The sequence below is a fragment of the Kribbella sp. NPDC026596 genome (assembly GCF_040638415.1).
GTDB lineage: Bacteria > Actinomycetota > Actinomycetes > Propionibacteriales > Kribbellaceae > Kribbella.
Map to the genome: position 1 here is coordinate 25,755 of NZ_JBEZYF010000032.1, position 24,417 is coordinate 50,171.

A 24,417-nucleotide genomic window follows, 5' to 3' on the forward strand; every position below is an offset into this window, starting at 1 on the left:
CTTCGGGCCGGCCGGCCCGAGGTCGTCAGCCGAGGTCGTCGTTCAGGCGGGCGAGGAGGCGGCCGAGGTCGGCCAGGTCGGTGGGGTTCCAGCGGTCGAGGATGGCGCGGAACTCGGTCTGGCGCTGGGCGCGCATCGCGCCGAAGCTCTCGGCGCCGGTCGCGGTGAGGCGGAGCAGGCGGGCGCGGCCGTCGTCGGGGTCTCCGACGCGTTCGATCAGGCCGAGGCTTTCGAGCTGGGTGATCCCGCGACTGACCGTGGACTTGTCCAGGCCGAGCGCCTGGGCCACGTCCGACGCGCGGACGCCGGCCCCGCCGCTCGGCGTACCGAGCTCGATCTGGGAGATCAGCGCGTAGCCGGCCGCGTCGATGTCCGGGTGGACCCGGCGGGCCAGCCGCAGCGACGCCGAGCGGGACCGCCGGAACAGCGCCGACAGTTCCTGCTCGATGTCGGCGACCAGCTGCTCGCTCTGCTCGGGCCGGTCGGTCACCGGCGAGCTCACCTGACCACGATCCCGGCGTCGCGCAACGCCTTCTTGACGTCGGCGATGCGGAAGTCACCGAAGTGGAACACGCTGGCCGCGAGCACCGCGTCCGCGCCGGCCTCGACGGCGGGCGGGAAGTGCTCCGGCGCCCCCGCTCCCCCGCTGGCGATCAGTGGTACGTCGACCACCGCCCGCACCGCCTTGATCAGCTCGAGGTCGAACCCCTGCTTGGTCCCGTCGGCGTCCATCGAGTTGAGCAGGATCTCCCCCGCACCCAGCTCACAGCCGCGCTGGGCCCACTCGATCGCGTCCAGCCCGGCCGACTTCCGGCCGCCGTGCGTGGTCACCTCGAACCCACTCGGCTGATCCGCGGCCCGCCGTACGTCGAGGGACAGCACGAGCACCTGGTTGCCGAAGCGGTGGGCGATCTCGCGGATCACCTCCGGACGGGCGATCGCACCGGTGTTGATGCCGACCTTGTCCGCCCCGGCACGCAGCAGCCGGTCCACGTCCGTCACCTCGCGGACCCCGCCGCCCACGGTGAGCGGGATGAACACCTGCTCGGCGGTCCGCCCGACCACGTCGTACGTCGTCTCTCGCGAACCGGACGACGCGGTGATGTCGAGGAAGGTGAGCTCGTCGGCGCCCTCCGCGTCGTACACCTGGGCCATCTCGACCGGGTCGCCGGCGTCCCGCAGTCCGGTGAAGTTCACGCCCTTGACCACCCGCCCGGCGTCGACGTCCAGGCAGGGGATCACACGCACGGCAAGGGTCACGCGGAAAGGGTACCGACTCGGACCCCGCGATCCGGCACTCTTGAGAAATCTAGTTGCATTGCAACTAGATGCCCTGCAACTATCGCGTTCATGAAAACCACTCTGCTTGCCGCACTCGCGCTGGCCGCCTCCTCCGTCCTGCCGGCCTCGGCCGCGACGCACGACGGCTGGTCTGCCGCCTGGGCGACCGCGATGCAACGACCCACCGCCAACACTGCGAACTGGTCCACCACGGGCTTCGAACACCAGACGATCCGGCAGACGATCCGGCTCAGCACCGGCGGTCGCTCGCTGCGGATCCGGCTCTCCAACGAGTACGGCACCAAGCCGCTCCACCTCACCGGCGTGACCGTGGGCGAACGACACCTCACCGCGCCCTTCCACGGCTCGCCGCGCACCACCATCGCCCCCGGCCGGACGATCACCTCGGATCCGGTCAAGATCCCGACCGTCGCCGGCGAACAACTCACCATCTCCTTGTACGTCGAGGGCTCCACCGGGCCGGCCACCTTCCACGAGGACGGGCTGACGACGACGTACGCGACACCTGGAGGCCACCTGCACGACGACGTGGTCGGAGGCGAGACCAGCCACTCGGTCTACTACCTCACCGGCGTCGACGTGACCGGTGCGACGGGCACGGTCGTGACGTTCGGCGACTCGATCACCAACGGGCACAACTCGACGGTCGGTGCCGATCGCCGGTACTCGGATGCCCTCGCCGAGCGGCTGCGGTCGCGCCGGCTCGGGGTGGCCAACGTCGGCATCAGCGGGAATCTGCTGCTCCACGAACTGCCGTGCTTCGGTGCGCAGGGAACGTCCCGGTTCGAAAGCGACGCGCTCGGCCAGCCGGGTGTCCGCACAGTCGTCGTCGAGGAAGGCGAGAACGACATCTGGGACAGCGAGTTCAACTTCGGCTGTGGCAGTACGCCGAGGGTCACCGCGGACCAGATCGTGGCCGGCTACCGCAGCATGATCAGGTCCGCGCACGCACACGGTGTCCGGATCGTCGGGGCGACGATCACGCCGTTCAAGGCCGACTACATGCAACCGGCCGACTTCGCGCGGGCGGAGGCGATCCGCGACCAGGTCAACACCTGGATCCGCACGTCAGGTCAGTACGACGCGGTCGCCGACTTCGCGCGGGCCGTCGGGGATCCCGCGGACGAGCAGCGGCTCAACCCGGCGTACGACTCGGGCGACCACCTGCACCCGAACGACGCGGGATACCAGGCACTGGCTGTGGTTGCGTCCGAAGCAATCTCCGGACGCAACCAGCGGTGACTACTTCCAGGCCTTGCGCCTGCTACCGGCAGGCTTGATCGGGGCGGTCGATGCCCACACCCGGCGCCAGCGCGCGGCGTCGGGACCGGACTGGGACGGGGACGCGCCGATCGCCACGCGGCGGCGCGCCTCGTACCAGGTGGTCGACTCCTCGTCGAGGAGCGCCGACACCGCGGCGGAGATGCGGGGCGCGAAGTCGCGGGCGCTCTCCCCCTCGGCCGGTCGCAGCGGGTCGCCGTACCGGACCGCGACCGTCGGGCGACCGGGCACCGGCCAGCCGCGGCCGCGCGGCATCGCGGCGAACGAGCCCTTGATACCGACCGGGATGACCGGGACACCGTGCTCGACGGCCAGGTACGCCGCACCCATCCGGAACCGCTCCATCCAGCCGTCCGGCGAGCGCGTCCCCTCCGGGAACACGACCACGTTCCAGCCGTCCGCGAGCAGATCACCCGGCGTCGAACTGAGCTTGCCGCCGCGGCGCTCGATCGGGAACGTGTTGAACACGATCGCCGACGCGGTCGCCCGCCACCAGGTGTCGAAGAAGTAGTCCGCCGCCGCGGCGACCGCGGTCTTGCGCCGCATCTCGTCCGGCAGCGTGCACAGCAGCAACGGCGTGTCCAGGTGCGACGAGTGGTTCGCCACGATCAGCGCCGGACCGTGCAGCTTGAGCAGCGAGTCCAGACCGCTCACCTGCGGGTTCACCTCGAACCGCAGTACCGAGTTGAGCGCGCCCTTCTGCAGCACCTCACGGACCGCGATCGCGGCCGGCGTACGAGCCCACTTCGTCGGGAAGACCGAGGTCTCCTTCGGGATCACGTACGGCTCGGCCGACCGCGGCACCTGCGGCCGCCGGCCCCACCGCCACCCACGCGCGACCTGCTTGACGTCACGCGCGGTGTCGCGGCTGAACTTGACGAGGCTGGTACCCATCAGCGCACGTCCGCGAGCAGGTGCGGCGGGTTGTGCAGGTAGGTGATCGACGGCGACCGGCCGACCGAGTGACTGACCATCTCCAGCGCGTCCTGCAGCGTCGACGCGGACCGGAAGCCCATCCGCTCGACCGTCTTGCGGTTCGCGCCGACCCAGACGATGTCGCCGCAGTGGTCCAGGGCGTGGGAGATCCAGTACCACATGTAGAACGGGTGCACGCCGTGGTAGGCGTACGACGTCCGGTACAGGTGGATGTACCACGGGTCCTCGGCGTACTGCTTCTCGAACTTCGCCTCGATCGTGGCCGGATCGGTGCTCTCGGAGAGCACCTCCTCGAAGAAGTCGACGTACGACGGGTGGTGCAGCTGGCTGAACTCGTCCGGCACCGGGTGGTAGAGGATCACCGCACCGTCCTTGCGGACCACGGGGTTGCCCCGGTACGAGTTGAAGTAGTAGCCGAGCCCCATGCAGGCGGCCAGGATCGGGTTCATCACCGAGTTCACGTTGTACGGGCCGACGAACGGCACGCCCATGATCGCGACGTCGGACTGGCCCTGCACCTCGACCAGGTGCTGGCGGTGCACGTTCTCGATCGTCTTCTCGTGCACCGGCTCGATCGACCCCGCGTGGATCCCGGTCAGCCCGTAGTTCGACCGGACGTCGGTGAAGATCTTGTGCCGCAGCTTGCCCGGCGCCGCCGCGAGCGCCCGCTTGGTGCCGAGCATCGAGGCCTGGTCCTTGATCGACCACTCCCACTCGCGCTTCTGCAGGAACTCCAGCGCGCCGCCGAAGATGTCGTTGTTCAGCGTGGTCTCGATCTGGAAGACCTTGACGTGCTCGGTCAGCACCGCGCCCATCCGCCAGGCCGAGTGGTGCATCCTCGAGGCCTTGTGGTCCATGAAGGACCGCGAGTGGATCATCGTGTGGCTGTTGTGGTGGTGCTTCAGCGACTTGTACGACGCCAGCCCGATCGACGTCGACTTGTGGCCGCCGTCCATCGCCACCAGGTTCACGTTCACGTAGACCAGCAGGTCGGACTCGGCCGCCCGCTTGGAGATCTCGACGTCCTCGCCGTGCTTGGTCTGGCCCAGGTGGGTCAGGTTCGCGGCGTCCTCGGCGTCGAAGTTGTAGAGCTTGCCGTCGGGGAAGAACGACCGGAAGACCCGCTCGCCGACGATGTCGCGCAACTCGTTCGGGGTCAGCCGGCGGTGCAGCGCGTTCGCCGAGATCAGCTCGACGTCGTCGACACCGGCGTCGGCGGCCATCGTCAGGACGGCCTCGATGACCCGCTGGCGGATGTCCGGCTTCTTCATCGGCGGCAGCGGCAGCGAGATGTCGTCGAACGCGATCGTCAGCCGCATCCCGGGCCGCAGCAGCTCCGGCAGCGGCTCGGAGTCGATCGGGTTCAGCAGCGCGTTCTGGATCGACTCCTCGACGTCCCGGACCGGCGGCAGCGCCTCCGGCGGGTACACCACCCGGGTACCGAGCGGGAACCGCTCCAGCAGGAAGCCCTCACCGTTGTGCACCAGCAGCGGCGGTGTCCGGTCGTCCACCTCAAGCACAAAACCTGGCCGAGACATGTCAGAAACCCTCTCGTCGTACGTACTGCGCCTGTGTCACGGCCCTCATGAGGCCCTCACATCGAAAGCAACCTTGACCGTGCCCAGTCGGCCGGCCGAATGCGCGTGGTCGATCGCCTCACGCCAGCGGTACAGCGGGTACTTCGCCCCGACGATCCCGTCGAGCGGGGCCTTGGCGGCCAGCTCCAGCGCGGTCTCGAACGCGGGTTGTTCGTTCGGCTCCTGCCGCGCGGAGGCGTAGGTGCCGGTCAGCTCCAGCTCCCGGAACCAGATCGGCGACAGGTCGGCGCCGCTGGCCGGCATCCCGGACAGGACGACCCGGCCGCCGGCCTTGGTCACCCGGAGCACGGTGTCGATCGAGTCCTTGCTGCCGACCGCGTCGAGGGCGATGTCGACACCGCCGAGCAGGAACTCCTTCGCGCCGAGCTCGGGCTTGAGCCGGAACGCGCCCGTCGACCGGCGAACGCCGCGGAACACCTCGTCGGGCGCGACGACGTCGCTGGCACCGAACGCCCGGGCGAGCTCGCGCTGCCTGGCGTGCTTCGCGACCACGGTGATCCGGCCCGCCTGGGTCAGCTCACGCAGGGCGAGCGTCGCGAACAGGCCGACCGCACCAGCACCGCTGACGAGGACCGACTGGCCCGGCTGGACCTTGGCTCGCAACGCGGCGTGCACAGCACCGGCCAGCGGCTCCACGAGCACAGCGCGCTCGTCGGCCAGCCCGTCCGGCACGGCGTACAGCTGGCTGCGGTGCGCGACCATCAGCTTGCCCCAGCCACCACCGGTGTCGCTGCAGAAGCCGGTCTGCAGACCGGGCGTCACGTGGCCCACCGTGATCCGGTCGCAGCGGTTGGTGGAGCCGGACGAGCAGTTCTCGCACGGCTCGACGCCACGGGCAGCGCAGGTCAGTACCGAGTCCATCACCACACGGGTGCCCTTGGGCAGGTCCTCGCAGTCGTCGAGCAACTCGCCGACGATCTCGTGGCCCGGGACGAAAGGCATCGAGACGAGCGCGGAGAAGTACATCTTGGTACTGCCGGTCACCATGCCGAGGTCGGAACCGCAGATACCGGACAGGATCGGACGGATCCGCGCCCAACCCTCCCGCTCCGCCTTCGGCTCGTCGATGGTGACGAGGCGCAGCGGCGCGGCCGGACCGGTCAGGATGCCGGGGATGCGGCCGCCGACCGCCTTGGCCGCCAGCAACTTGGCCGGCGACCGGTACATCTCGAGCGCGAGCATCATCGGGCCACACCTCCGGAGAAACGCTGCACCCCAGGGAGCTCCAGTCGGGACGAAGTGGACGGGGTCTTCCAGTCGACGATCTGCCAGCGCGCGGCCCGGGCGGCCCGGAACAGCGACACGTCCGGCGAGACGGCGACCGGATTGCCGACGGTCATCAGCATCGGCAGGTCCGAGTGGCTGTCGGCGTAGGCGTAGGACTTCGACAGGTCGATGTTCGTACCGCGGGCACGGTGCTTGATCCACGCCGCCCGGGACTCACCGACCAGCGGTGGCCCGGACAGGAAGCCGGTGCAGCGGCCACGGTCGTCCACGGCCAGTTCGGCCGCGACGATCTCGTCGAACAGCGGCTCGAGCGGCCGGGTCAGCGGCCGGATCGCGCCGGTGATCAGGATCGTCTTGTGCCCGGCCGCGCGGTGCTCGCGGATCCGTCGGACAGCGGCGCCGCTCAAGCGTTCGAGCACGTGCTCGGCGAGGACCTCGTCGACGATCTGGTTCAGCTGCTCCAGGTCGGCGCCTTCGTAGCGGCGGTAGATCGTCCGCAGGAACGTGCCCCGGTCCTTGCGCTCGGCCGAGATCAGCTTCGGCAGCCGGCGCAGCATCTGGCCGATCTCCCCGACCCGCTGGTGACTGTCCAGCTCGGGCAGCCGCATCCACAGGTAGGTCTCGATCACGTTCGACGACAGCAGCGTGCCGTCCATGTCGAACGCGGCGATGATCTCCGCATCCTGCGACGGCTCCACCTTCTTGAGAACACCGGCCGACTCGGCCAGCGCCTTGTTCCGCTTCTTCCGTACGACGTCCAGCCGGCGAAGCGAGTCGGTGACACTCGGGCAGTGCACTTCCTGCAGGTAGTGCTGCCAGTCCACGATCGACGTGTCGCACCAGAACTTCTCCTGGTCGTCACCCTCGAGCGCGTTGTGCAGCGCGAGGACGTTGTCGTCGATGAACTGCAGCTCCGCCTGGGCGTACTCGGAGTACAGATCCATGTAGCGCCGGAGGAAGTCGAGCCGGCGCTTCTGGACGTCCAGCTCGCGGGCGTACTTCCGGGTCCGCTCGCTGCGCGGAACGCGGGTGATCACGGCGTCGGCCAGCTTGTGCGCGCGTTCGCCGTACCGGAGCATGCTCTCGACCGAGTCGCCGCCGGGGAACTTCCACACCGGCAGCCGGACCGCTCCGCGCTCGCCCAGGTCGAACGGGTGCTTGGAGAAGTACGCGCGGACTCCGGCGTACAACTGCTCGAAGGTCAGCGGGTTCCGGGCGCCGGAGCTGACGTGGTAGTACTCCGGCTTCGAGAGCTCCGGCTCGGTCGCCATCACGGCGCAGATCGCACCGACGACGTGGTCGACCGGGATGATCTCGACCACGGAGTCCGGGCTGGCCGGGAACTCGGGCAGCTCACCGCGGCCGTAGGCCAGGATCAGCGGCTCGGCCATCTTGAAGCCCTCGATCCAGCCCGGGTGCGGGCTCTGCACCGCGGACTCGATGATGGCCGGCCGGACGATCGACGTCGGCAGGGTCTTGGCGAACTCCTCGACCACGCGCTCGCCGAGCGCCTTGGTGAAGGTGTAGCAGTCGGTCCAGCCGAGGCTGCGGGCCCGCTCGGTGCCGGTCTCGACCAGCTTCTTCGCGACCCACTCGGTCCGGCGGCGCTCTGTGTCGGCCGCCGCGGTCAGGTGACCGGCACGGCGGTGCAGCTTCTCGGCGTCCTTGCGGAACTTGGCCAGCATCGGCGCGGACCGGGACTGCTCCTCGATCCGGGCCTTCATCGCCATTCCGGCCTCGGCCTCGGTCCGCCAGTCGACAGTGTGCTCGACCGGCGCCTCCGGGATCGCGCCCCGGCGACGGCCGGCCGTGTAGGCGGTGCTGATGTGGACGTAATGAATACGACGCCCGGTCCCTGCGCGGCTTTCATCGATCCGCTCGAGCAGACTCTTGGTGCCGAGCACGTTGGTCGTGAACGCCTCGTGGATCGGCGGGTCGAAGCTGACGTCGCCGGCGCAGTGCACCACGATGTCGAGATCCTTCGGCAGCGCCGGTACGTCGGCCAGATCACCGTCGATCACCTGGATCCGGGCCGCCGACAGCGCCTCGGCATCGGCGTACTCGGTGCCCTCGCCGTAGAACGGCTTGAAGATGTCCTTCTTCAGCAGCTGCGCCATCCGGTCGGTGCCGGTCAGCGAGCCCTTCGGACGGATGATCGCGACCACGGTCGTGCCGGGCAGGTCACCGATGATCCGGTGCAGCAGCGCTTCACCGACGAATCCGGTGACGCCGGTGACCAGGACCTTCTTGTCCTTGAGCTTGTCGGCCAGACTCACTTGTCGCCTCCACGCGTGAGTTCGAGTGCCTCGGTCAGGGTGAATGCCCCGGCGTACAGGGCCTTCCCCACGATGACGCCCTCCACGCCGTCGGAGACCAGGGTGCTGAGCGCCTTGAGGTCGTCCAGGCTGGAGACGCCGCCGGAAGCGATGATGGGCTTGTCGGTGCGCGCGCAGAGATCGCGGTACAGGTCCAGGTTCGGGCCCTGCAGCATGCCGTCCTTGGTGACGTCGGTGACCACGTACCGCTCGCAGCCGGCCGCTTCCAGCCGCTCGAGCACCTCGTACAGGTCGCCGCCTTCCTTGGTCCATCCCCGGGCCGCCAGGGTCCGGCCGCGGACGTCGAGCCCGATCGCGATCCGGTCGCCGTACTGCTGGATGATCCGGTCGCACCACTCGGGGTCCTCGAGCGCCGCGGTGCCGATGTTGACCCGGCGCGCGCCGGTCGCCAGCGCCGCTGCCAGGGAGTCGTCGTCGCGGATGCCGCCGGACAGCTCGACCTGGACGTCGAGCTTGCCGGTCACCTCGGCGAGCAGTTCCCGATTGCTGCCGCGGCCGAACGCCGCGTCCAGGTCGACCAGGTGGATCCAGTCCGCGCCGGCCTCCTGCCAGGCCATCGCGGCCGTCAGCGGATCGCCGTACGACGTCTCGCTTCCGGCCTCGCCCTGCACCAGCCGGACCGCCTGACCGTCCGCCACATCGACGGCAGGCAGCAGCACCAGGTTCTCTGACATGGCCCACACCCTAGAGGGCGTTCGGGAAGGATCCGTAACCCGGACGCCCGCTGAGTCGTTGAGATCCAATCTGTCTCAGCAATACCAGTCTAGTCGGTGGTCTCATCGATTTAAGGTGGCCCCGTGACCACCTTGGAGGAACTCGAGACAGATCCGCATGCGGCCCTCGCCGCGCTCCGGCCGATCGGCTGGGTGGATGCGCTCGGTGGTTGGGTGGTGGCTTCGCGGGCTCTGGTGATGGCGGTGCTGCGGGATCCGGAGACGTTTACCGTCGACGATCCGCGGTTTTCCACGGCGCAGGTCGTCGGGCCCTCGATGCTCTCGCTGGACGGTGCCGCGCATACCGCGCACCGCGACCCGTTCGAGGCGCCGTTCGGACTGGCTGAGACGCGGCGCCGGTTCACCGGGCTGGTGGAGCAGACCGTCGAGGAGTTGATGGGCGCCATCCGCGACGATGGGTCGGCTGACCTTCGGACGACGCTGGCTGGGCCGCTGTCCGTTGCGGTCGTCGCCCTCTCGCTGGGGTTGCCGCCGGCCTCGGCCTCGACGGTGCTGGCCTGGTACACCGCGATCTCCGACTCGGTGTCGGGAGTCTCGGCCGGACGGCCGGTCACCGCCGAAGGAGCAGCCGCCTTCGCGGAACTGCACAAACACGTTGCCTCGGGCATCGATTCGCCGGACGCGCTGATCGCCGCGGCGGCGCAGGCCGGGCTCGGCGTCGATGAGGTGGTCGCGAACGCGGCGGTGCTGATGTTCGGCGGGATCGAGACGACCGAGGGGATGATCACCAACGCGCTCTGGCACCTGCTGAATCATCCGGACCAGCTCGACGCGGTGCTCGCCGACCGTTCGTTACTGCCGAATGCGATCGAAGAGTCGCTCCGCCTGGAGCCGGCCGCCGCCGTGGTCGACCGCTACGCCACCCGCGATGTCGAGTTGGCCGGAGCGTCGATCCGCCGCGGCGACTTCGTCACCGTGTCGCTGGCCGGCGCGGGCCGTGATCCCGAGGTCTTCGAGTCGCCCGACGACTTCGACGTACGCCGGTCCAACGCCCGGCGCCACCTCGCCTTCGCCAGCGGACCGCATATCTGCCTCGGCATGCACCTCACCCGGCTGGAGACGCTGACCGCCGTCGACGCCGTACTGCGGCTGCCGGGCCTGCGACTCGCGCCGGGCTCTCCCCCACCGCGCGGTCTCGTCTTTCGCAAGCCCTCTGCCCTCAACGTCCTTTGGGACGCGTGAACTGTTGCATCGCGGCCGCCCAGAGGCGGACCGGGAGCAGGCGGGCGAGCTTCATCAGGACCGCCATCGGCAGCGGGAAGACGATCTCGGCCCGGCCCTGCTCCAGTCCGTCGCAGATCGACCGGGCGGCCTGGTCCGCCTCGATCATGAACGGCATCGGGAACGAGTTCGCCTCCGTCAGCTCGGTCCGGACGAATCCGGGACAAACGGTGATCACGTCGACACCCCTCCGGCCGACTGCGATCCGCAACGCCTCCAGCAGATTGATCTGCGCGGCCTTCGTGGCGCCGTACGCCTCGGCGCCGGCCAGACCCCGATAGCCGGCGACGGACGCCAGCCCGACGATCCCGCCCTGGCCCCGCTCGAGCATCGGTGGCAGCACCGCGCCGAGGACGTTGTTCAGGCCGAGCAGATTGACCTCGATCTGCCGGGCGAACCGATCCCGGTCCCAGGCGGTGGCATCCAGCTGCTCCCACGCACCCGCGCTGAACACGACCAGGTCCGGCCCGCTGATCTCGTCGGCGACTCGCCGGGAGGCCTCGTCCACCGCGTCCCGATCGGTCACATCCAGCGGTACGGCGGACATCCGGTCGCCGGCCACTTCCTCGAGTCGATCAGCTCTCCGTGCCGAGATCGCCACCCGCGCACCCCGCGTGACGAGCTCGTCGGCCAGGGCGGCGCCGATCCCGCTGGACGCGCCGACCACCCAGACGGCCTTACCTGCGAGGGCGCTCATTCCGGCCCCCTCGTGAGCTGCAGTTGACCGACATCGAGGTAACCCGACGCGAAGCCGGCCTCGCTGTAGGCCAGGTAGAGCTCCCACATCCGGCGGAAGGTCTCGTCGAAGCCGAGCGGCCGGATCCGCGGCCACTGCTCGTCGAAGCGCTGCCTCCAGCGGCGCAGCGTCTCCGCGTAGTGCGGGCCGAAGCGATCATCGGCGACGATCCGGAGCCGGGTGTTCGCCGCGAGGCTTTCCTCGATCGCTTGCCGGGACGGGATCAGTCCGCCCGGGAAGATGTACTTCTGGATCCAGCTGAACGAGTTCCTGGTCGCCAGCAGGCGGTCGTGGTCCATCAGGATCGCCTGCACCGCGATCCTGCCGCCGGGAGCCAACAGGCGGTCGAGCGTGGAGAAGTACTCCGGCCAGTACTCCTCCCCCACGGCCTCGATCATCTCCACGCTGACGATCGCGTCGTACTCGCCTCGTACGGAGCGGTAGTCCTGCAGCCGCAGGTCGACGCGGTCGTCGAGGTCGGCCTCAGCCACCCAGCTTTTTGCGAACCCGAGTTGTTCGTGCGACAAGGTGACGCCGGTGACCTGTGCGCCGCGGCGGGCGGCGGCGATCGCGAGCGCGCCCCAGCCGGTGCCGATCTCGAGCAGGCGGGTGCCCTCGGTCACGCCGGCCAGGTCGAGGATCCGGTCGATCTTGCGACGCTGCGCTTCCTCGAGACTCTGCCCGGCGTACGGCGGTGCACCGTCGAACAGCGCACTGCTGTAGCTCATCGTCGGATCGAGGAAGCGGGCGAAGAGGTCATTGCTCAGGTCGTAGTGTGCGCTGACATTGGCCCGTGCGCCGGACACCGTGTTGCGCAGCCGCCGCGGAATCCGCTGGTCCACCACGCCACGCAACCGGGTCAGCGGGCGCGGCAGCAAGGTGGGGAGCCGGGCCGCGAACGGCGTCAGCAACTCGCCGAGATCGGTGCCCTCGGCAACAGTCCAGTCTCCGGCCATGTAGGCCTCGCCCAGGCCCATTTTCGGATTGCGGCCGAGGTGGTCGAAGAAGGACGCCGGCCGGACGATCCGCACAGCTGGATCGTCCGGGCCGCCGACTCCCCGGACCTCGCCGTCCGGATACAGCACCCGGACCGGCAGACCTGCGACGGCGCGGTCGACCAGGGCCCGGGTGAGCCAGGCCCGAGGACGTAACGGGCCTGGCAGATCGTGAACGCGCGCGGTGGTGATCGAGGTCATCGGACGCCTTCCGGTGGGTGGTGGACTGGTCGGGACACCACCGGCAGCCGGCGCAGCCACAGCCAGATCCCGTGCGCGCGGATCAGGATCGAGACGCGCTGCGGCATCGCCGGCCGTGTGAGTACCGTTCGAGCCACCGAGCCGGCTGTCGCGGAGCGGATCCGGCCACCGAAGCCGGCCTCGAAGACCGGTTGGCCTTGGCGCTTCAGCGTGATGGAGATCGTGAGGCGGTCTGGTGCGACGACGAACTTGAAGTCGTAGCGGCCGGAGACATCGTTGAACGGCGATACGTAGAACTCCTTGCCGACTTCCGCCGTACCGTCTGCCTCGGGCTGGAGGAGGTAGGCGTGGCGCTCGCCGTAGGTGTTGTGCACCTCGGCGACCACGCACCGCAGCGAGCCATCGGCGGCGAAGCACCAGAACACGGTGAGCGGGTCGAACACGTAGCCGAGGAACCTGGCGTTCGCGAGCATCACGACCCGGTCGGCGGATCCGAGGGCGATGCCCTGATGAGCCAGGTAGCGCTTGACAGCGGCTTTGATCCCGGCCGGCTCGATGGCGCCCAGGTGGTCGCTCGCGTCGAACTTGGCGAGCGGTCGTAACCAGGGCGGGAGTTGCGGCAGATCGTCAAGATCGACGAGCCACTGATAGGTACGGTGCCGGAACGCGTGCCGGACGGGGATCCGGCGCCGGTGCCAGACCTGTCCGACGACGAGCGCGGGCGTCGTCGGCAGGCCGCTCAATGTCATCACTTGATCGTCACCACGTGGCTCCGAAGGCGGCCGCGGCTGCGACGCCCGCGCGGCAGCCGTCCTCGTGGAAACCCCAGCCGTGATACGCCCCGGCGAAGGCGGTGCGGTCGGTGTTCAAGGCCGCGAGCCTTGTTTGGGCGGCGACCGCAGCGGCGTCGTACACCGGGTGGCGGTAGTCCATCACCGCGAGGATCGCTGCCGGATCGATCCGCTCGCGGGCGTTCAGCGTGACCAGGAACTGGGTGTCGCTGTCGAGGCCGTGCAGCCGGTTCATCCAGTAGCTCACGACTGCCGGTCGATCGTCGCCGGTCGGCTCGGAGGTCAGGAAGTTCCACGATGCTCGGGCACGGGGCGTCCGCGGCAGCAACGACGCGTCGGTGTGCAGCACTGTCTCGTTGCGCGCGTACTGAAAGGCGGACAGCACCTCCTTCTCCGCTGGATCCGCGTCGTCCAGCAAGTCGAGCGCGGTGTCGGCGTGGGTGGCGATGACTGCCCGATCGAAGGAGGCCGTGTCGCCGGCGGCGTCTGTCACGCGTACGTCGTCGACTCCGCGAGTGATCCCGCGGATCGGCCGGCCCGTCCGGATGTGGTCGAGGCGGTCGGCGATGGCTGCGACGTACTTCTGGGAGCCGCCGACGACCGTGAACCAGCGCGGCGAGTCCCGGAACGACAACATGCCGTGCCGCTCGAGGAAGCTGAACAGATAGCGGGCCGGGTACTGCAGTGAGGACTGCGATCCGGTGGACCAGACACAGGACACGAGCGGTACGGCGTACAACCGCTGGAACTCCTGCGTGAAGCCCTCGTCGTCCAGGAACTCGCCGAGGCTGGTCAGGTCTGCGTCATCGGTCGCGGCCAGGAACGCTGTCGCACGACGGTGGAAGCGGGCGATCTGGCCGAGGACGCTCAGGAACCGCGGGTCGGCGATCCGGCGACGCTGGGCGAAGACGCCGGCCGCACCGCGACCTCCGGCGTACTCGATGCCGGTAGCTCGATCGCTGATGCTCATGCTCATCTCGGTCGGCCGGGTCGCGATGCCGAGCTCGCCGAACAGCCTGCGGAGCAAGGGGTAGGTGCGGTCGTTGTGAACGATGAAGCCGGTGTCGATCGGCACTGCAACCCCGGCTGCGTCGCTGACCACCTGGGTGTGCGCGTGGCCGCCGAGCCTGGGCTCTGCCTCGAACAAGGTGACCGCGTGCGACCGCGACAACAGGTACGCCGCGGTGAGGCCGGCCACCCCAGCCCCGACAACCGCAACCGTCGGCCGGTGGTTGGCGTGGGCCATCGGCAGGCCCGCGCGGCCGCGAGTATCGAGGTGGGTCATCGGCGGGCCCGGGTGGCTGCGAGGGAGGAAGCGCAGAGCAGGCCCCAGCCGGCAGCGATGCCGGCGACCTTGGCTCGGGTTCGTGGTGGTCCGGCGAGGCCGAAGCCGGCCATGTCGCTGAGGTCGCAGGCGACCCGGGCGACGATCGCGGCCTGCAGCGGGGCGCCCGCCGGCGCGACGACCATCGCCGTACCGGACAGCAGATCCCGGACCCCGATCACCGTGCCGAGCACCCGCCCGGACCGGCAGTCCGGCAGCTCGTCCGTCAGCCCCGCGGCCCGGACGAGCGACTCCGGGCGGGCCGCGGTGTAGGCGCCGTACCCGAGCGTGAGCAGGCCGAGGAGACGCGGCAGGAGCTGAACTCTCATCGGTGGATCCCTCCACGGCTTGTCTAAGGTTTGTCTAGGAACCCTAGCAGGTCTGTCTAATATTCGTCTAAGGAATGTAGAGTGTCCGCATGGATTCGGTCCCGGGGCTGCTCCGGATCGGTGAGCTGAGCCGCCGGGTCGGCGTCAGCGACCACGTGCTGCGGGCGTGGGAGAACCGGTACGGACTGCTGTCCCCGGTCCGGTCGGCCGGCGGCTTCCGGCTGTACTCCGGGAACGACGAGCGCCGCGTACGGCGAATGCAGGCAGAGCTGGCCAAAGGCCTCTCAGCAGCCCAGGCCGCACGCGTAGCCCTCGCCGAGGACTTGTCGATCGCCCCTCTCGACCTGCCGGACACGCGTGCGGTGCCAGGCGGATCGGCGTACTCGGGTCCTGGACCTGGTGATGCGGCAGCGTTTGGGGCGGCGCTCGATGCGATGGACGAGCCGGGCGCGCAGGGTGCGCTGGATCAGCTGCTGAACGAGTTCACCGTCGAGACCGTGCTGCGCGATGTCGTGATCCCGTACCTGCACGATCTGGGCGAACGCGTCGCGCAGGGTGTCGTCGGGGTCGGCCAGGAGCATTTCGCGAGCCACGTGATCCGCGGGCGCCTCGCCGGGCTGGCCCGCGGCTGGGGCGGTGGGCGCGGACCGCTGGCGATCATCGCGTGCCCGCCGGATGAGCTCCACGACCTGGCGCCGATGGCGTTCGGCATCGTGCTCGCCCGCAACGGCTGGCGGATCGGCTACCTCGGCGCCAACACCCCGATCGCCGATCTGATCCGGATCGCCGCGGACACCGGACCCCAACTGGTGGTCATCGCCGCCACCGTCCCGGAACGCCTGACCCCGATCGTCGACGAACTCCGCGAACTCGCGTCCACCGCGCCACTCGCCCTGGCCGGGGCAGGCGCGAGCCAAGCGATCGCCGACGAGGTCGGAGCCCGTCTACTCTCCGGCGATCCGGTCACCGAAGCCCTGCGCGTAACCCTGTAGCTGTCAGCTCGGGCGGGTCATTACCAGCATTGCGGCGGAGTAGACGGGCATCACGCGGTCCGGATCGCGGGCTACATCGGCGGCGAAGCGCTCGAAGCCGGACTCGATCTCGTCCGCCGGCAGGTACTCGAACGTCGACAGCGCGCGCAGGCTGAGCCGCTCGTAGCTCTCGCGCAGCGTCCGCGAGGTTTCCGTGGTCACGTGGACAACGTCCTCGGCCGGCTCGAGCCCCGCCTCACGGGCGAGGGCCTTGACCTCGGCGACAGAGCGGTACATACCGGCGTCGACCACCTGGGCGGACGGGAAGTAGTCATACCAGAACAAGTCCGGCATCAGGTCCGAGAACTGGCTCCGCAGGAACGCCACTCCCCCGGGCCGCAACACCCGGCGTACCTCCTGGAGCGCCTTCAACTGGTCAGGGAAGTGATGGAAGGACAGGAACATCAGTACGCCGTCGACCGTTGCCTCAGGCAAGGGAATGTCCTCGGCGCTGCCCTTCAGATAGGTCACCGACGGGTGCACCGCGGACTGCTCAGCCGTCTCCCGCATCCGGTCCGACGGCTCGACGCCGTACACCGGGCCCTGGAACTCCTCGGCCAGCCCAGGCGTGAGGCGGCCGCTACCACTGCCGAGATCGAGGATCTGAACTGGTCGTTTCTCAGGGAGGTACGCCGCGAGTGCCGCGGACCACCGTCGGACTTCTTCGGGGGCCATCCTCCGGCCGGCGACGTACACACTGCCCATCCGACCGTTGTAGTCGACCATGCCGTGACCCTATCGCGACGCGCGGAACCGCCGCAGAATGGCGGCATGACGGAACTGCTGGGACTCGAAACGACCCGCACTCTCGAGGAGGTCGGAGAGGTCGTGCGGGTCGAGGCGAGACGTCGTACCGGCGCGCACGGAGCGACCTTCGTGCTCCGCGAGGGAGACCGCTGCTTCTACGCCGACGAGGACGCGATCGCTCCGCTCTGGAAGGGACAGCGGTTCCCGATCGCCACGTGCATCAGCGGCTGGGCGATGCTCCACGACGACACCGCCGTCGTCCCCGACATCACCGTCGACGAGCGCATCCCGCTCGAGGCCTACCTCCCGACGTTCGTCCGCAGTCTCGTCATGGTCCCGGTCGGCTCGCCGGCCCCCGTCGCCGCGATCGGTGCGTACTGGTCCCACCACTACCGCGCCACCCCGGGCGAGATCGCCGCGCTGCAGGACCTCGCGGCCCAGACCGCGACCGCGATCCAGCGCATCGGTCTCGACAACGCTCCGTGGGCCCCCACGTTCAGCAAGCACTAACCGTGGAAGACGTCGTACGCCAAGCGGAGGATCAGGGCCGAGACGACGACCAGGAAGATGACGCGGACGAAGCGGCTGCCCCGGGCCACTGCGGTACGGGCGCCGAGCAGGCCGCCGAGCATGTTGGCGGCGCCCATGATCAGGCCGAGCTTCCAGAGCGGGGCGCCGTGCAGCGCGAAGATGACGATCGCGCCGAGGTTGGTGGCGACGTTGGCGATCTTGGCCTTCGCGCTGGCCTGGAGGAAGTTGTAACCGAGGAAGCCGACCAGCGCGAAGATCAGGAACGACCCCGTGCCCGGTCCGACCGCGCCGTCGTAGAAGCCGATCAGTACGCCGACCGCACTCGCCGCGACGTAGTGGTCGCGACCGTCGAAGCGGAGCGCCGTCCGCGCACCGAGTGACGGTTTGAACGCGGTGTAGATCGCAACGCCGATCAGCAGCACCAGCACGATCGGCTTGAACCACGACATCGGGATCTTCGTCGCCACCAGCGCCCCGGCCGCGGCTCCCAGTCCGGCCAGGATGGCCATCGGTACGACGGTCTTCCGATCGGGGCGGACTTTCACACCGAACGTCACCGCGCTGGTCGCCGTACCGCACAACGACGAGATCTTGTTGGTCGACAGGATCTGCGCGGGGGTCGCGTTCGGCAGGCCGAGCAGCATCGCGGGCAACTGCAGCAGCCCACCTCCGCCGACCACCGCATCGATCCAGCCGGCCGCGAAGGCCGCGATCACCAGGAAAAGCAGGGTCCACAACGAAACATCAGGCACAGCGGCAAGTCCTCACGCACCCGATGATCGGGTAAGGGCATTGTTCTGCTCAACCCTTACACGGTGGAATGAGAGACAAACCACGTCGCCGGTGCGACAGTGGGCCCATGGCGTCGTCGATCCTGCCACCCGAGGGCGAGACCCTCGCCACCGGTTGGGAACCGGACCTCGATCCCGCTGACTCGCTCGTCCGCCGGGCTGTCCTCGCGCACGCGTCCTGGGCGGTCGACGCCCCACGCCGCGCCGGTAAGCCGTGGTACGACGGCGACACCTGGGCCGGCGGGATTCTCGGCGACCGCGGTCCGCTGACGAACTGGGTCGTCCCCAAGCAACCCGTCGATCCGGCCGACGTCATCGCCGACGCCGCCCGTGAGCTGCCGAACAACGTGCCATACCTGTTCGTCAGCGCCTGGCCGACCCGCGACCTCCGCGAACACGGCCTGGCCCTGGCCGGCCACCCACCGCTGATGGTCCGCCTCCCGGTCAGCACCACCACTCCCCCGGTCACGGATCTCGAGATCCGCCAGGTCACCGACGCCGCCGGCCTCGCCGACGCCGAACGCGTCCTCGTCGAGGGCTACCCGCTCCCCGAGCTCCAGCCGTTCCAGGCCGGCGCGGTCTACTCCACGTCCTTCCTCGAAGGCTCCACGGTCTGGGTCGGGTACGACGGCGACGTACCCCTCGCGACGTCGACCGGCCACCACGCCGCCGGCCTCACCATCGTCGAGAACGTCGCCGTCATGCCCGCCGCCCGCGGCCGCGGGGCCGGCGCCGCCGTCACCTGGGCCGCCACCACCCACCACCCCGACGAACCCGCTGCCCTGATCGCCTCCGACGACGGCCAACCCGTCTACCAACGCCTCGACTACCTCCGCCTGGAACGCTGGACAGTCTGGGTCCGCCCCTGACCCACCTGCGGACGTGACGCGGCCCCGCTCCCAGAGGAAGCGGGGCCGGAGCCTGGTCAGCCGCGGACGGTCGTGACCAGGTGGTCGACTACCTCGGCGACGGGTACGTCGGTGCGGTCGCCGGAGCGGCGGTCCTTGACCTCGATGGTGCCGTCGGCGAGACCCTTGCCGACGACGGCGATGGTCGGGACGCCGAGCAGTTCGGCGTCCTTGAACTTGACGCCCGGGGAGACCTTCTCCCGGTCGTCGTAGATCACGCTCAGACCGCGGGACTCGAGCTCGGCCGCGATCTCGGCCGCCTTCTCGAAGACCTCACTGTCCTTGCCGGTGGCAACGAGGTGGATATCCGCGGGCGCGATCTCGCGCGGCCAGACCAGGCCGAGCTCGTCGTGGTTGCCCTCGGCGATCGCGGCCACCGCGCGGGTGACACCGACGCCGTACGAACCCATCGTGACCGTGACGAGCTTGCCGTTCTGGTCGAGCACCTTGAGGTCGAGCGCCTCGGCGTACTTCTTGCCGAGCTGGAAGATGTGTCCCATCTCGATCCCGCGCGCGCTCGACAGCGGACCCGAACCGTCCGGCGCCTCGTCACCGTCGCGCACCTCGGCGGCCTGGATCGTGCCGTCGGCGGTGAAGTCACGGCCGTGCACCAGGTTCATCACGTGGAAGCCGGACCTGTCGGCCCCGGTCACCCACGCGGACCCCTCGGCGATCCGGGGGTCGAGCAGGTAGCGAATGCCGGACGTGTTCTCCGAACCCAGCACCCCCGGCCCGATGTAGCCCTTCGCGAGCGACGGGTGCTTCTCGAAGTCCGCCTCCTCGAACGCGACCACCTCGGCCGGCTCCACCTGCGCACCAAGCCGCTTCTCGTCGATCGCCCGGTCCCCCGGGACGCCGATCGCGAGCGGCTCACGCGTGCCGTCAGGGTTCACCAGCATCACGAGCACGTTCTTCAACGTGTCCGCGGCGGTCCACTCACGCCCGTCGGTGCGCGCGTGCTTCGCGTTCATCGCGTCCACGACGGTGTCGATGGTCGGCGTGTCCGGAGTGTCGACCACCTCGGCCGCGGGCATGGCGGACGCGTCGACCGGCGCCGCCTGCGGGACCACGACGGCCTCGACGTTGGCGGCGTACCCGCCGGCCGAGCGGACGAAGGTGTCCTCACCGTTCTCGGCGATCGCGAGGAACTCCTCCGAGCGCGAGCCACCCATCGCACCGGACATCGCCTTGACGATCACGTAGTCGAAGCCGAGCCGGTCGAAGATCTTGATGTACGCCTCGCGGTGCAGCTCGTACGACGCTTCCAGGCCCTCGTCGTCGACGTCGAACGAGTACGAGTCCTTCATCACGAACTCGCGTCCGCGCAGCACGCCGGCCCGCGGCCGCGCCTCGTCGCGGTACTTGTTCTGGATCTGGTAGATCGACAGCGGCAGGTCCTTGTACGACGAGTAGAGGTCCTTCACGACCAGCGTGAACATCTCCTCGTGCGTCGGCCCGAGCAGCATGTCGGCGCCCTTGCGGTCCTTCAGGCGGAAGATGTTCGGCCCGTACTCCGTCCAGCGGCCGGTCGCCTCGTAGGGCTCGCGGGGCAGCAGCGCCGGGAACACGAGCTCCTGCGCGCCGATCGCGTCCATCTCCTCGCGCACGATCCGCTCGACGTTGCGCAGCACCCGCAGCCCCAGCGGCAGCCAGGTGTAGATGCCGGGCGCGGCCCGCCGGATGTACCCCGCGCGGACGAGCAGTTTGTGGCTCGGGACCTCCGCGTCCGCCGGATCCTCGCGAAGGGTGCGAAGGAACAGCGACGACATGCGCAGAATCACGGGAGTCTCCAAGCGTGCAGGGTCAGGAATACAACATCGGACGGGACAGAGAATATCGGCCCGGCGGTAATGCTCTCACCACGTTATCCACAGGTTCACCCCGCCCGGCCCAAGCGATCGCTTGAGCCGACCCGGATCCCTCACGCTGCAGGTCGGCGGCCACCTGGAGCCTACTCGCCGGTACTAGAACGACCGCCGTCAGAACAGAATCGTCGCGAACGTCTCGATCGTCCGGAACCCGACCCGCTCGTACGCCGCCCGCGCCGGCAGGTTGAACGCATTCACATACAGCGTCACCACCGGCGCGATCTGCCGGGCCAACTCCACCACCGCCGCCATTCCAGGCGCCGCCAACCCGCGCCCGCGGAACTCCGGATCCACCCACACCCCTTGGATCTGGCAGACCCCGGTCCCGACCGACCCGACCTCGGCCTTGAACACCACCCGGTTGTCCTCGATCCGCGCGAACGCCCGCCCGGCCCGGATCAGCTCGGCCACACGTGACCGGTAGAACGTCCCGTCCGGCCCGGTCTGCGGCGGTACGCCGACCTCCTCGGTGTACATCGCCACACACGCCGGGTACAGCACCGGCAGCTCCACCGGCTCGACCGCACGGACCAACGGATCCGGCTCGATCAGCGGCGAGCCCTCGATCACCATGAACGGCTGATCGTCGCGCACCTCGCGGGCCGGTCCCCAGTGTGGTTCGAGGATGCGCCACAACTGGTCGACCGCATGCGCCTGGCCGAGGATCTGGAAACAGTTCCGCCCCCGGCGCAGCGCGTACGCCGCGAACGCGCGCAAAGCGGGATCGTCCGCGCCGACCGGCACCATGTTGCCGCCGGCGTGACACAGCGCCTCCAGCGCGCCTTTCTCGACGTACCCCCAGACCTCCGCACCGCGGCGCGGATCGAGTCCGGACGCCTGCACAAGGCTGTCGACGAAGACGTTCACGACAGGGTCGCGGGCGATGACCGCACGCGCCGCCGCGAGGTCACGAGGACCGAGAACCCGTACACCCACGCGCAGAACCTAGCGGATGATTGCCGCCTGAGCATGCGAGGGGCCGGATCAGACCGCCGCCGGATCGTGTGTCGCCGCGATCCGGCGCAGCGGCGAGGTCCACGCGACCACCACCCCGATGAAGATGGTCAGGCCCATCAGCACCATGCCGCTCCGGATCCCGACCGCCTTGCCGAGCACGCCGCCGACCACCGCGCCGAAGGTCCAGCCCACACCCCACGACAGCATCCGCCCGGCCGTGTTGACGCGGCCGAGCAGATGCTCCGGCGTCACCTGCTGGCGATAGGACACGGCGTTGACGATCACCAGCACATACGCGGAACCCCACACCAGCAACGCGATCGCGGCCGTGACCCAGTCCGGCGACAGCGGCGTGAGGACCCCGAGGAGCGCCGAGACCGGAAGCGCGTAGAGCGTGATCGCCGCCGGCGAGAACCGTTTCAGCAACCGCGGCAACCCGAGCGCGGCGATCAGCCCACCGATCCCCCACGTGCCCCACACGAGTCCGAACCGGAGTCCCGACGTACCCACGTCCAGGACCCGGTCGCACCAGACCACGATCAGCGCCATGAATCCACCGCCGCCGAACGACTGCAGGCTCCCGACGATCGTCATCGTCCGGACGCCTGGATGCCGGATCAGGAAGCGGAGTCCCTCGGCAATGTCGGCGAAGACCACTCGCGGCCGGAGCGGCGGCAATCCTTCGCGCCGCTCGGACATCGCTCGCACGATCCCGCGCACCGCCAGCGCGGACGCGACGAAGCTCAACGCGTCGACGGCGAGCAGTGTGGCCGGATTCAGTGCCGCGAGGATCAGGCCGGTCAGCGGTGGGACGAACAACTCGATCAGACTCGAGGCCGTCCACACCGCCGAGTTCGCCTGCGCGACGCGGGCTCGGCCGACCAGGACGGGCAGGGCGCCGAAGTTCGCACCGTCGAAGAAGGTGTAGACGCCCTGGACGGTGAACGCCACCACCAGCACCTGAACGACGGTCAGTACGCCGAGCAGGTGCGCGACCGGGATCGAACCGACCAGGACCGCGTTGACCAGATCCGCGGTCACCATCGTCCGGCGCCGGTTCCAGCGATCGGCGAGCGCACCGGCGAACAGCCCGGTCAGGAGGTACGGCGCCGCCTCGAGAGCGGTCACCATCGCCGTCAGGACGGTGGAACCGCTCAGCCGGTAGACGAGCACCGGCAGCGCGATCGCGGTGACCATCGACCCGGTGATCGACAGCGCCCGGGCCAGCCAGTACCGGCGGAAGTCCGGGTCATCGCGCAGCCTCGTCATGGCGGAATCTTGCAACCTCACGTGCGGTGCAGGTCAACGACCATCCACATCAGGTCGTCGCCGAGGTCCCGGTCCGGCGTCACCCGGGCCTCGGTGAACCCGTGGGCCCGGTAGAAGCCGATCGCCTTCTCGTTGGTGACCAGGACGTCCAGCCGCAGTTCCGTCGTACCGTCCGGAAGCGCGGCGATCGCGGCCTCGAGCAGGGCCCTGCCGACGCCTTTGCCCTGGTGATCGGGCAGCACGTACAGCTTCCACATCACCCAGAGGTCACCCTCGCGTCCGAGGCTGGCCATCCCGACCAGCTCATCGCCTTCGGCCGCGACCAGGGTGATCCCGTGGTGGATGACGTGCTCGATCACTTCCGGTGACCACCACTGCGCGAGACCGTCGGCGATGAACTCCTCCGACGCGAGACCGGCGTACGCCACCGGCCAGGTCGTCAGCCCGATCTGCCGAACCGCGTCGACCTCGGAGAGCTCCGCTCTGCGTACCTCGATCATCCACGCACCACCACAAGTTGCCCGTCAGGATCCACGATCTCCAGTCCCGCATCTGTCCGCGTCACTTGCAACCCGCCGAGCCGGCCCCGGACGTCATCCAGGTCCTCGGTGGTGGTCAGCTCCAGCCGTACGGCGAACTCCGCATCGGCCGGCCCGAACCGAACCGACGGACCCGAGCCGATCGCCTCGAGGAATCCCAGCCAAGCAGCCTCGTCCGCTCCGGTCAGGTACGGCGTGACCGACCAGCGGTCGTCCGGGCTGGCGTCGTGCAGCTTGTAGCCGTAGAGATCCTCACTCCGCTCGTCCACCCAGATCACCACCTCGCCGGGCGCGGTGACCGAGAGGACCCGGCCGTACGCCTCGTCGAAGACGGTCGCGTCCGGGAACCCTGCCTGCTCCAGCCGGTCCTTCAGGTCGTCGATCTTGTCTGCCTCGAAGGACAGATTCGTCTGCCCCGGCTGCCCGCCGGTGCTGCTGCTGGCCGTGTCGTGCAGCGCGACCATCCCGCGACCGGTCAGCATGTCCACCCAGCCGCCCCGCTCGGACTCGATCCGCGACCGCAGCCCCAGGGTCTCCAGGAACCCGCGCATCGCCTCCACATCCGCCGTGAACCGCAGCGGCCGGATCTGTACGTCGTTCATCCTCGCGCCTCCCCGTGCTTGTCCAGGTACTCGGTCAGGGCCTGCTCGACCAGCGCGGACAGACTCGCCGTCTCGTCGATCGCCTTGTGCTTCACCCGCCGCACCAACTCCGGCGGCAGATACACGTTGAACTGCACCTTCTTGCCACCCTCAACTGCCATGG

General features: G+C 69.3%; 25 protein-coding genes. 5 read left to right on the top strand and 20 right to left on the bottom strand.

Annotation, left to right across the window (positions count from 1 at the left end):
- Positions 1-25: 25 nt before the first annotated feature.
- The gene (locus tag AB0E63_RS25280) at positions 26-502 is read right to left on the bottom strand and encodes a MarR family winged helix-turn-helix transcriptional regulator (protein ID WP_360370943.1); all 477 of its coding nucleotides are present in this window, start codon (positions 500-502) and stop codon (positions 26-28) included.
- Complete coding sequence (gene hisF, locus AB0E63_RS25285) at positions 499-1,260, bottom strand: imidazole glycerol phosphate synthase subunit HisF (protein WP_360370946.1); 762 nt, start codon at positions 1,258-1,260, stop codon at positions 499-501. Before hisF ends, AB0E63_RS25280 begins: the two co-directional genes overlap by 4 nt.
- Before the next feature lie 90 nt (positions 1,261-1,350).
- Between hisF and AB0E63_RS25290 the strand changes: the two genes are divergently transcribed.
- Positions 1,351-2,544 (top strand): SGNH/GDSL hydrolase family protein, encoded by a 1,194-nt coding sequence (locus tag AB0E63_RS25290; RefSeq protein WP_360370949.1) that lies wholly within the window; start codon positions 1,351-1,353, stop codon positions 2,542-2,544.
- Here the strand turns inward: AB0E63_RS25290 and AB0E63_RS25295 are convergent, their stop codons facing one another.
- From AB0E63_RS25295 to priA, 5 genes are all read right to left on the bottom strand, one after another.
- Positions 2,545-3,477: a lysophospholipid acyltransferase family protein gene (locus AB0E63_RS25295; RefSeq protein WP_360370952.1), complete on the bottom strand. Its 933-nt coding sequence runs from the start codon at positions 3,475-3,477 to the stop codon at positions 2,545-2,547.
- Positions 3,477-5,030: a lactate racemase domain-containing protein gene (locus tag AB0E63_RS25300; protein WP_360370954.1), complete on the bottom strand. Its 1,554-nt coding sequence runs from the start codon at positions 5,028-5,030 to the stop codon at positions 3,477-3,479. The genes AB0E63_RS25295 and AB0E63_RS25300 overlap by 1 nt, the downstream gene beginning before the upstream one ends.
- 72 nt (positions 5,031-5,102) lie before the next feature.
- Entirely contained in the window at positions 5,103-6,302 is a 1,200-nt protein-coding gene (locus AB0E63_RS25305; protein ID WP_360370957.1) for an alcohol dehydrogenase catalytic domain-containing protein, read from the bottom strand.
- On the bottom strand, positions 6,299-8,620 hold the full coding sequence (locus AB0E63_RS25310; protein WP_360370960.1) for an HAD-IB family hydrolase: 2,322 nt from the start codon (positions 8,618-8,620) through the stop codon (positions 6,299-6,301). The genes AB0E63_RS25305 and AB0E63_RS25310 overlap by 4 nt, the downstream gene beginning before the upstream one ends.
- Positions 8,617-9,354, bottom strand: coding sequence for a bifunctional 1-(5-phosphoribosyl)-5-((5-phosphoribosylamino)methylideneamino)imidazole-4-carboxamide isomerase/phosphoribosylanthranilate isomerase PriA (gene priA, locus AB0E63_RS25315; protein WP_360370963.1), 738 nt, complete (start codon positions 9,352-9,354; stop codon positions 8,617-8,619). The genes AB0E63_RS25310 and priA overlap by 4 nt, the downstream gene beginning before the upstream one ends.
- Positions 9,355-9,477: 123 nt before the next feature.
- On the opposite strand from priA, the gene AB0E63_RS25320 reads away from it, so the two are divergent.
- Positions 9,478-10,596, top strand: coding sequence for a cytochrome P450 (locus tag AB0E63_RS25320; protein ID WP_360370966.1), 1,119 nt, complete (start codon positions 9,478-9,480; stop codon positions 10,594-10,596).
- Here AB0E63_RS25320 and AB0E63_RS25325 read toward each other — a convergent pair.
- Genes AB0E63_RS25325 through AB0E63_RS25345 form a run of 5 tightly spaced genes read right to left on the bottom strand, consistent with a single transcriptional unit; the run spans position 10,574 to position 15,011 of the window.
- Positions 10,574-11,332, bottom strand: a complete 759-nt coding sequence (locus tag AB0E63_RS25325) for an SDR family NAD(P)-dependent oxidoreductase (protein ID WP_360370969.1) — start codon at positions 11,330-11,332, stop codon at positions 10,574-10,576. The genes AB0E63_RS25320 and AB0E63_RS25325 overlap by 23 nt on opposite strands.
- Positions 11,329-12,567 carry a cyclopropane-fatty-acyl-phospholipid synthase family protein gene (locus AB0E63_RS25330; protein ID WP_360370972.1) on the bottom strand — a complete coding sequence of 413 codons (1,239 nt, stop codon included), beginning with the start codon at positions 12,565-12,567 and terminating at the stop codon, positions 11,329-11,331. The genes AB0E63_RS25325 and AB0E63_RS25330 overlap by 4 nt, the downstream gene beginning before the upstream one ends.
- Positions 12,564-13,316: a DUF1365 domain-containing protein gene (locus AB0E63_RS25335; RefSeq protein WP_360370975.1), complete on the bottom strand. Its 753-nt coding sequence runs from the start codon at positions 13,314-13,316 to the stop codon at positions 12,564-12,566. Before AB0E63_RS25335 ends, AB0E63_RS25330 begins: the two co-directional genes overlap by 4 nt.
- A 10-nt stretch (positions 13,317-13,326) precedes the next feature.
- A complete protein-coding gene (locus AB0E63_RS25340) occupies positions 13,327-14,643 on the bottom strand; it encodes an FAD-dependent oxidoreductase (RefSeq protein WP_360370978.1) in 1,317 nt (438 codons plus the stop codon).
- On the bottom strand, positions 14,640-15,011 hold the full coding sequence (locus AB0E63_RS25345; protein WP_360370981.1) for a hypothetical protein: 372 nt from the start codon (positions 15,009-15,011) through the stop codon (positions 14,640-14,642). The genes AB0E63_RS25340 and AB0E63_RS25345 overlap by 4 nt, the downstream gene beginning before the upstream one ends.
- An 89-nt stretch (positions 15,012-15,100) precedes the next feature.
- Between AB0E63_RS25345 and AB0E63_RS25350 the strand changes: the two genes are divergently transcribed.
- Positions 15,101-16,003, top strand: coding sequence for a MerR family transcriptional regulator (locus AB0E63_RS25350; protein WP_360370984.1), 903 nt, complete (start codon positions 15,101-15,103; stop codon positions 16,001-16,003).
- Between the two features lie 3 nt (positions 16,004-16,006).
- Here the strand turns inward: AB0E63_RS25350 and AB0E63_RS25355 are convergent, their stop codons facing one another.
- On the bottom strand, positions 16,007-16,768 hold the full coding sequence (locus tag AB0E63_RS25355) for a class I SAM-dependent methyltransferase (protein WP_360370987.1): 762 nt from the start codon (positions 16,766-16,768) through the stop codon (positions 16,007-16,009).
- A gap of 45 nt (positions 16,769-16,813) precedes the next feature.
- Here AB0E63_RS25355 and AB0E63_RS25360 point away from each other — a divergent pair, with 45 nt between their 5' ends.
- A complete protein-coding gene (locus AB0E63_RS25360; protein ID WP_360370989.1) occupies positions 16,814-17,299 on the top strand; it encodes a GAF domain-containing protein in 486 nt (161 codons plus the stop codon).
- On the opposite strand, the gene AB0E63_RS25365 is transcribed toward AB0E63_RS25360, so the two are convergent.
- The gene (locus AB0E63_RS25365; RefSeq protein ID WP_360370992.1) at positions 17,296-18,072 is read right to left on the bottom strand and encodes a TSUP family transporter; all 777 of its coding nucleotides are present in this window, start codon (positions 18,070-18,072) and stop codon (positions 17,296-17,298) included. The two genes, AB0E63_RS25360 and AB0E63_RS25365, sit on opposite strands and share 4 nt — an antisense overlap.
- A gap of 107 nt (positions 18,073-18,179) precedes the next feature.
- Here AB0E63_RS25365 and AB0E63_RS25370 point away from each other — a divergent pair, with 107 nt between their 5' ends.
- Positions 18,180-18,980, top strand: coding sequence for a hypothetical protein (locus AB0E63_RS25370; RefSeq protein WP_360370995.1), 801 nt, complete (start codon positions 18,180-18,182; stop codon positions 18,978-18,980).
- Positions 18,981-19,036: 56 nt separating this feature from the next.
- Here AB0E63_RS25370 and AB0E63_RS25375 read toward each other — a convergent pair whose 3' ends face one another.
- The 6 genes from AB0E63_RS25375 to AB0E63_RS25400 form a co-directional block, all read right to left on the bottom strand.
- Positions 19,037-20,800 (bottom strand): proline--tRNA ligase, encoded by a 1,764-nt coding sequence (locus AB0E63_RS25375; RefSeq protein ID WP_360370998.1) that lies wholly within the window; start codon positions 20,798-20,800, stop codon positions 19,037-19,039.
- 198 nt (positions 20,801-20,998) lie between these two features.
- Positions 20,999-21,823, bottom strand: coding sequence for a GNAT family N-acetyltransferase (locus AB0E63_RS25380; RefSeq protein WP_360371001.1), 825 nt, complete (start codon positions 21,821-21,823; stop codon positions 20,999-21,001).
- 48 nt (positions 21,824-21,871) lie between these two features.
- A complete protein-coding gene (locus AB0E63_RS25385) occupies positions 21,872-23,113 on the bottom strand; it encodes an MFS transporter (protein WP_360371004.1) in 1,242 nt (413 codons plus the stop codon).
- A 17-nt stretch (positions 23,114-23,130) separates the two neighbouring features.
- A complete protein-coding gene (locus AB0E63_RS25390; protein WP_360371007.1) occupies positions 23,131-23,613 on the bottom strand; it encodes a GNAT family N-acetyltransferase in 483 nt (160 codons plus the stop codon).
- Positions 23,610-24,254, bottom strand: coding sequence for a VOC family protein (locus AB0E63_RS25395; RefSeq protein WP_360371009.1), 645 nt, complete (start codon positions 24,252-24,254; stop codon positions 23,610-23,612). Before AB0E63_RS25395 ends, AB0E63_RS25390 begins: the two co-directional genes overlap by 4 nt.
- The gene (locus AB0E63_RS25400) at positions 24,251-24,415 is read right to left on the bottom strand and encodes a CopG family transcriptional regulator (protein WP_360371012.1); all 165 of its coding nucleotides are present in this window, start codon (positions 24,413-24,415) and stop codon (positions 24,251-24,253) included. Before AB0E63_RS25400 ends, AB0E63_RS25395 begins: the two co-directional genes overlap by 4 nt.
- Between the last annotated feature and the right edge of the window lie 2 nt (positions 24,416-24,417).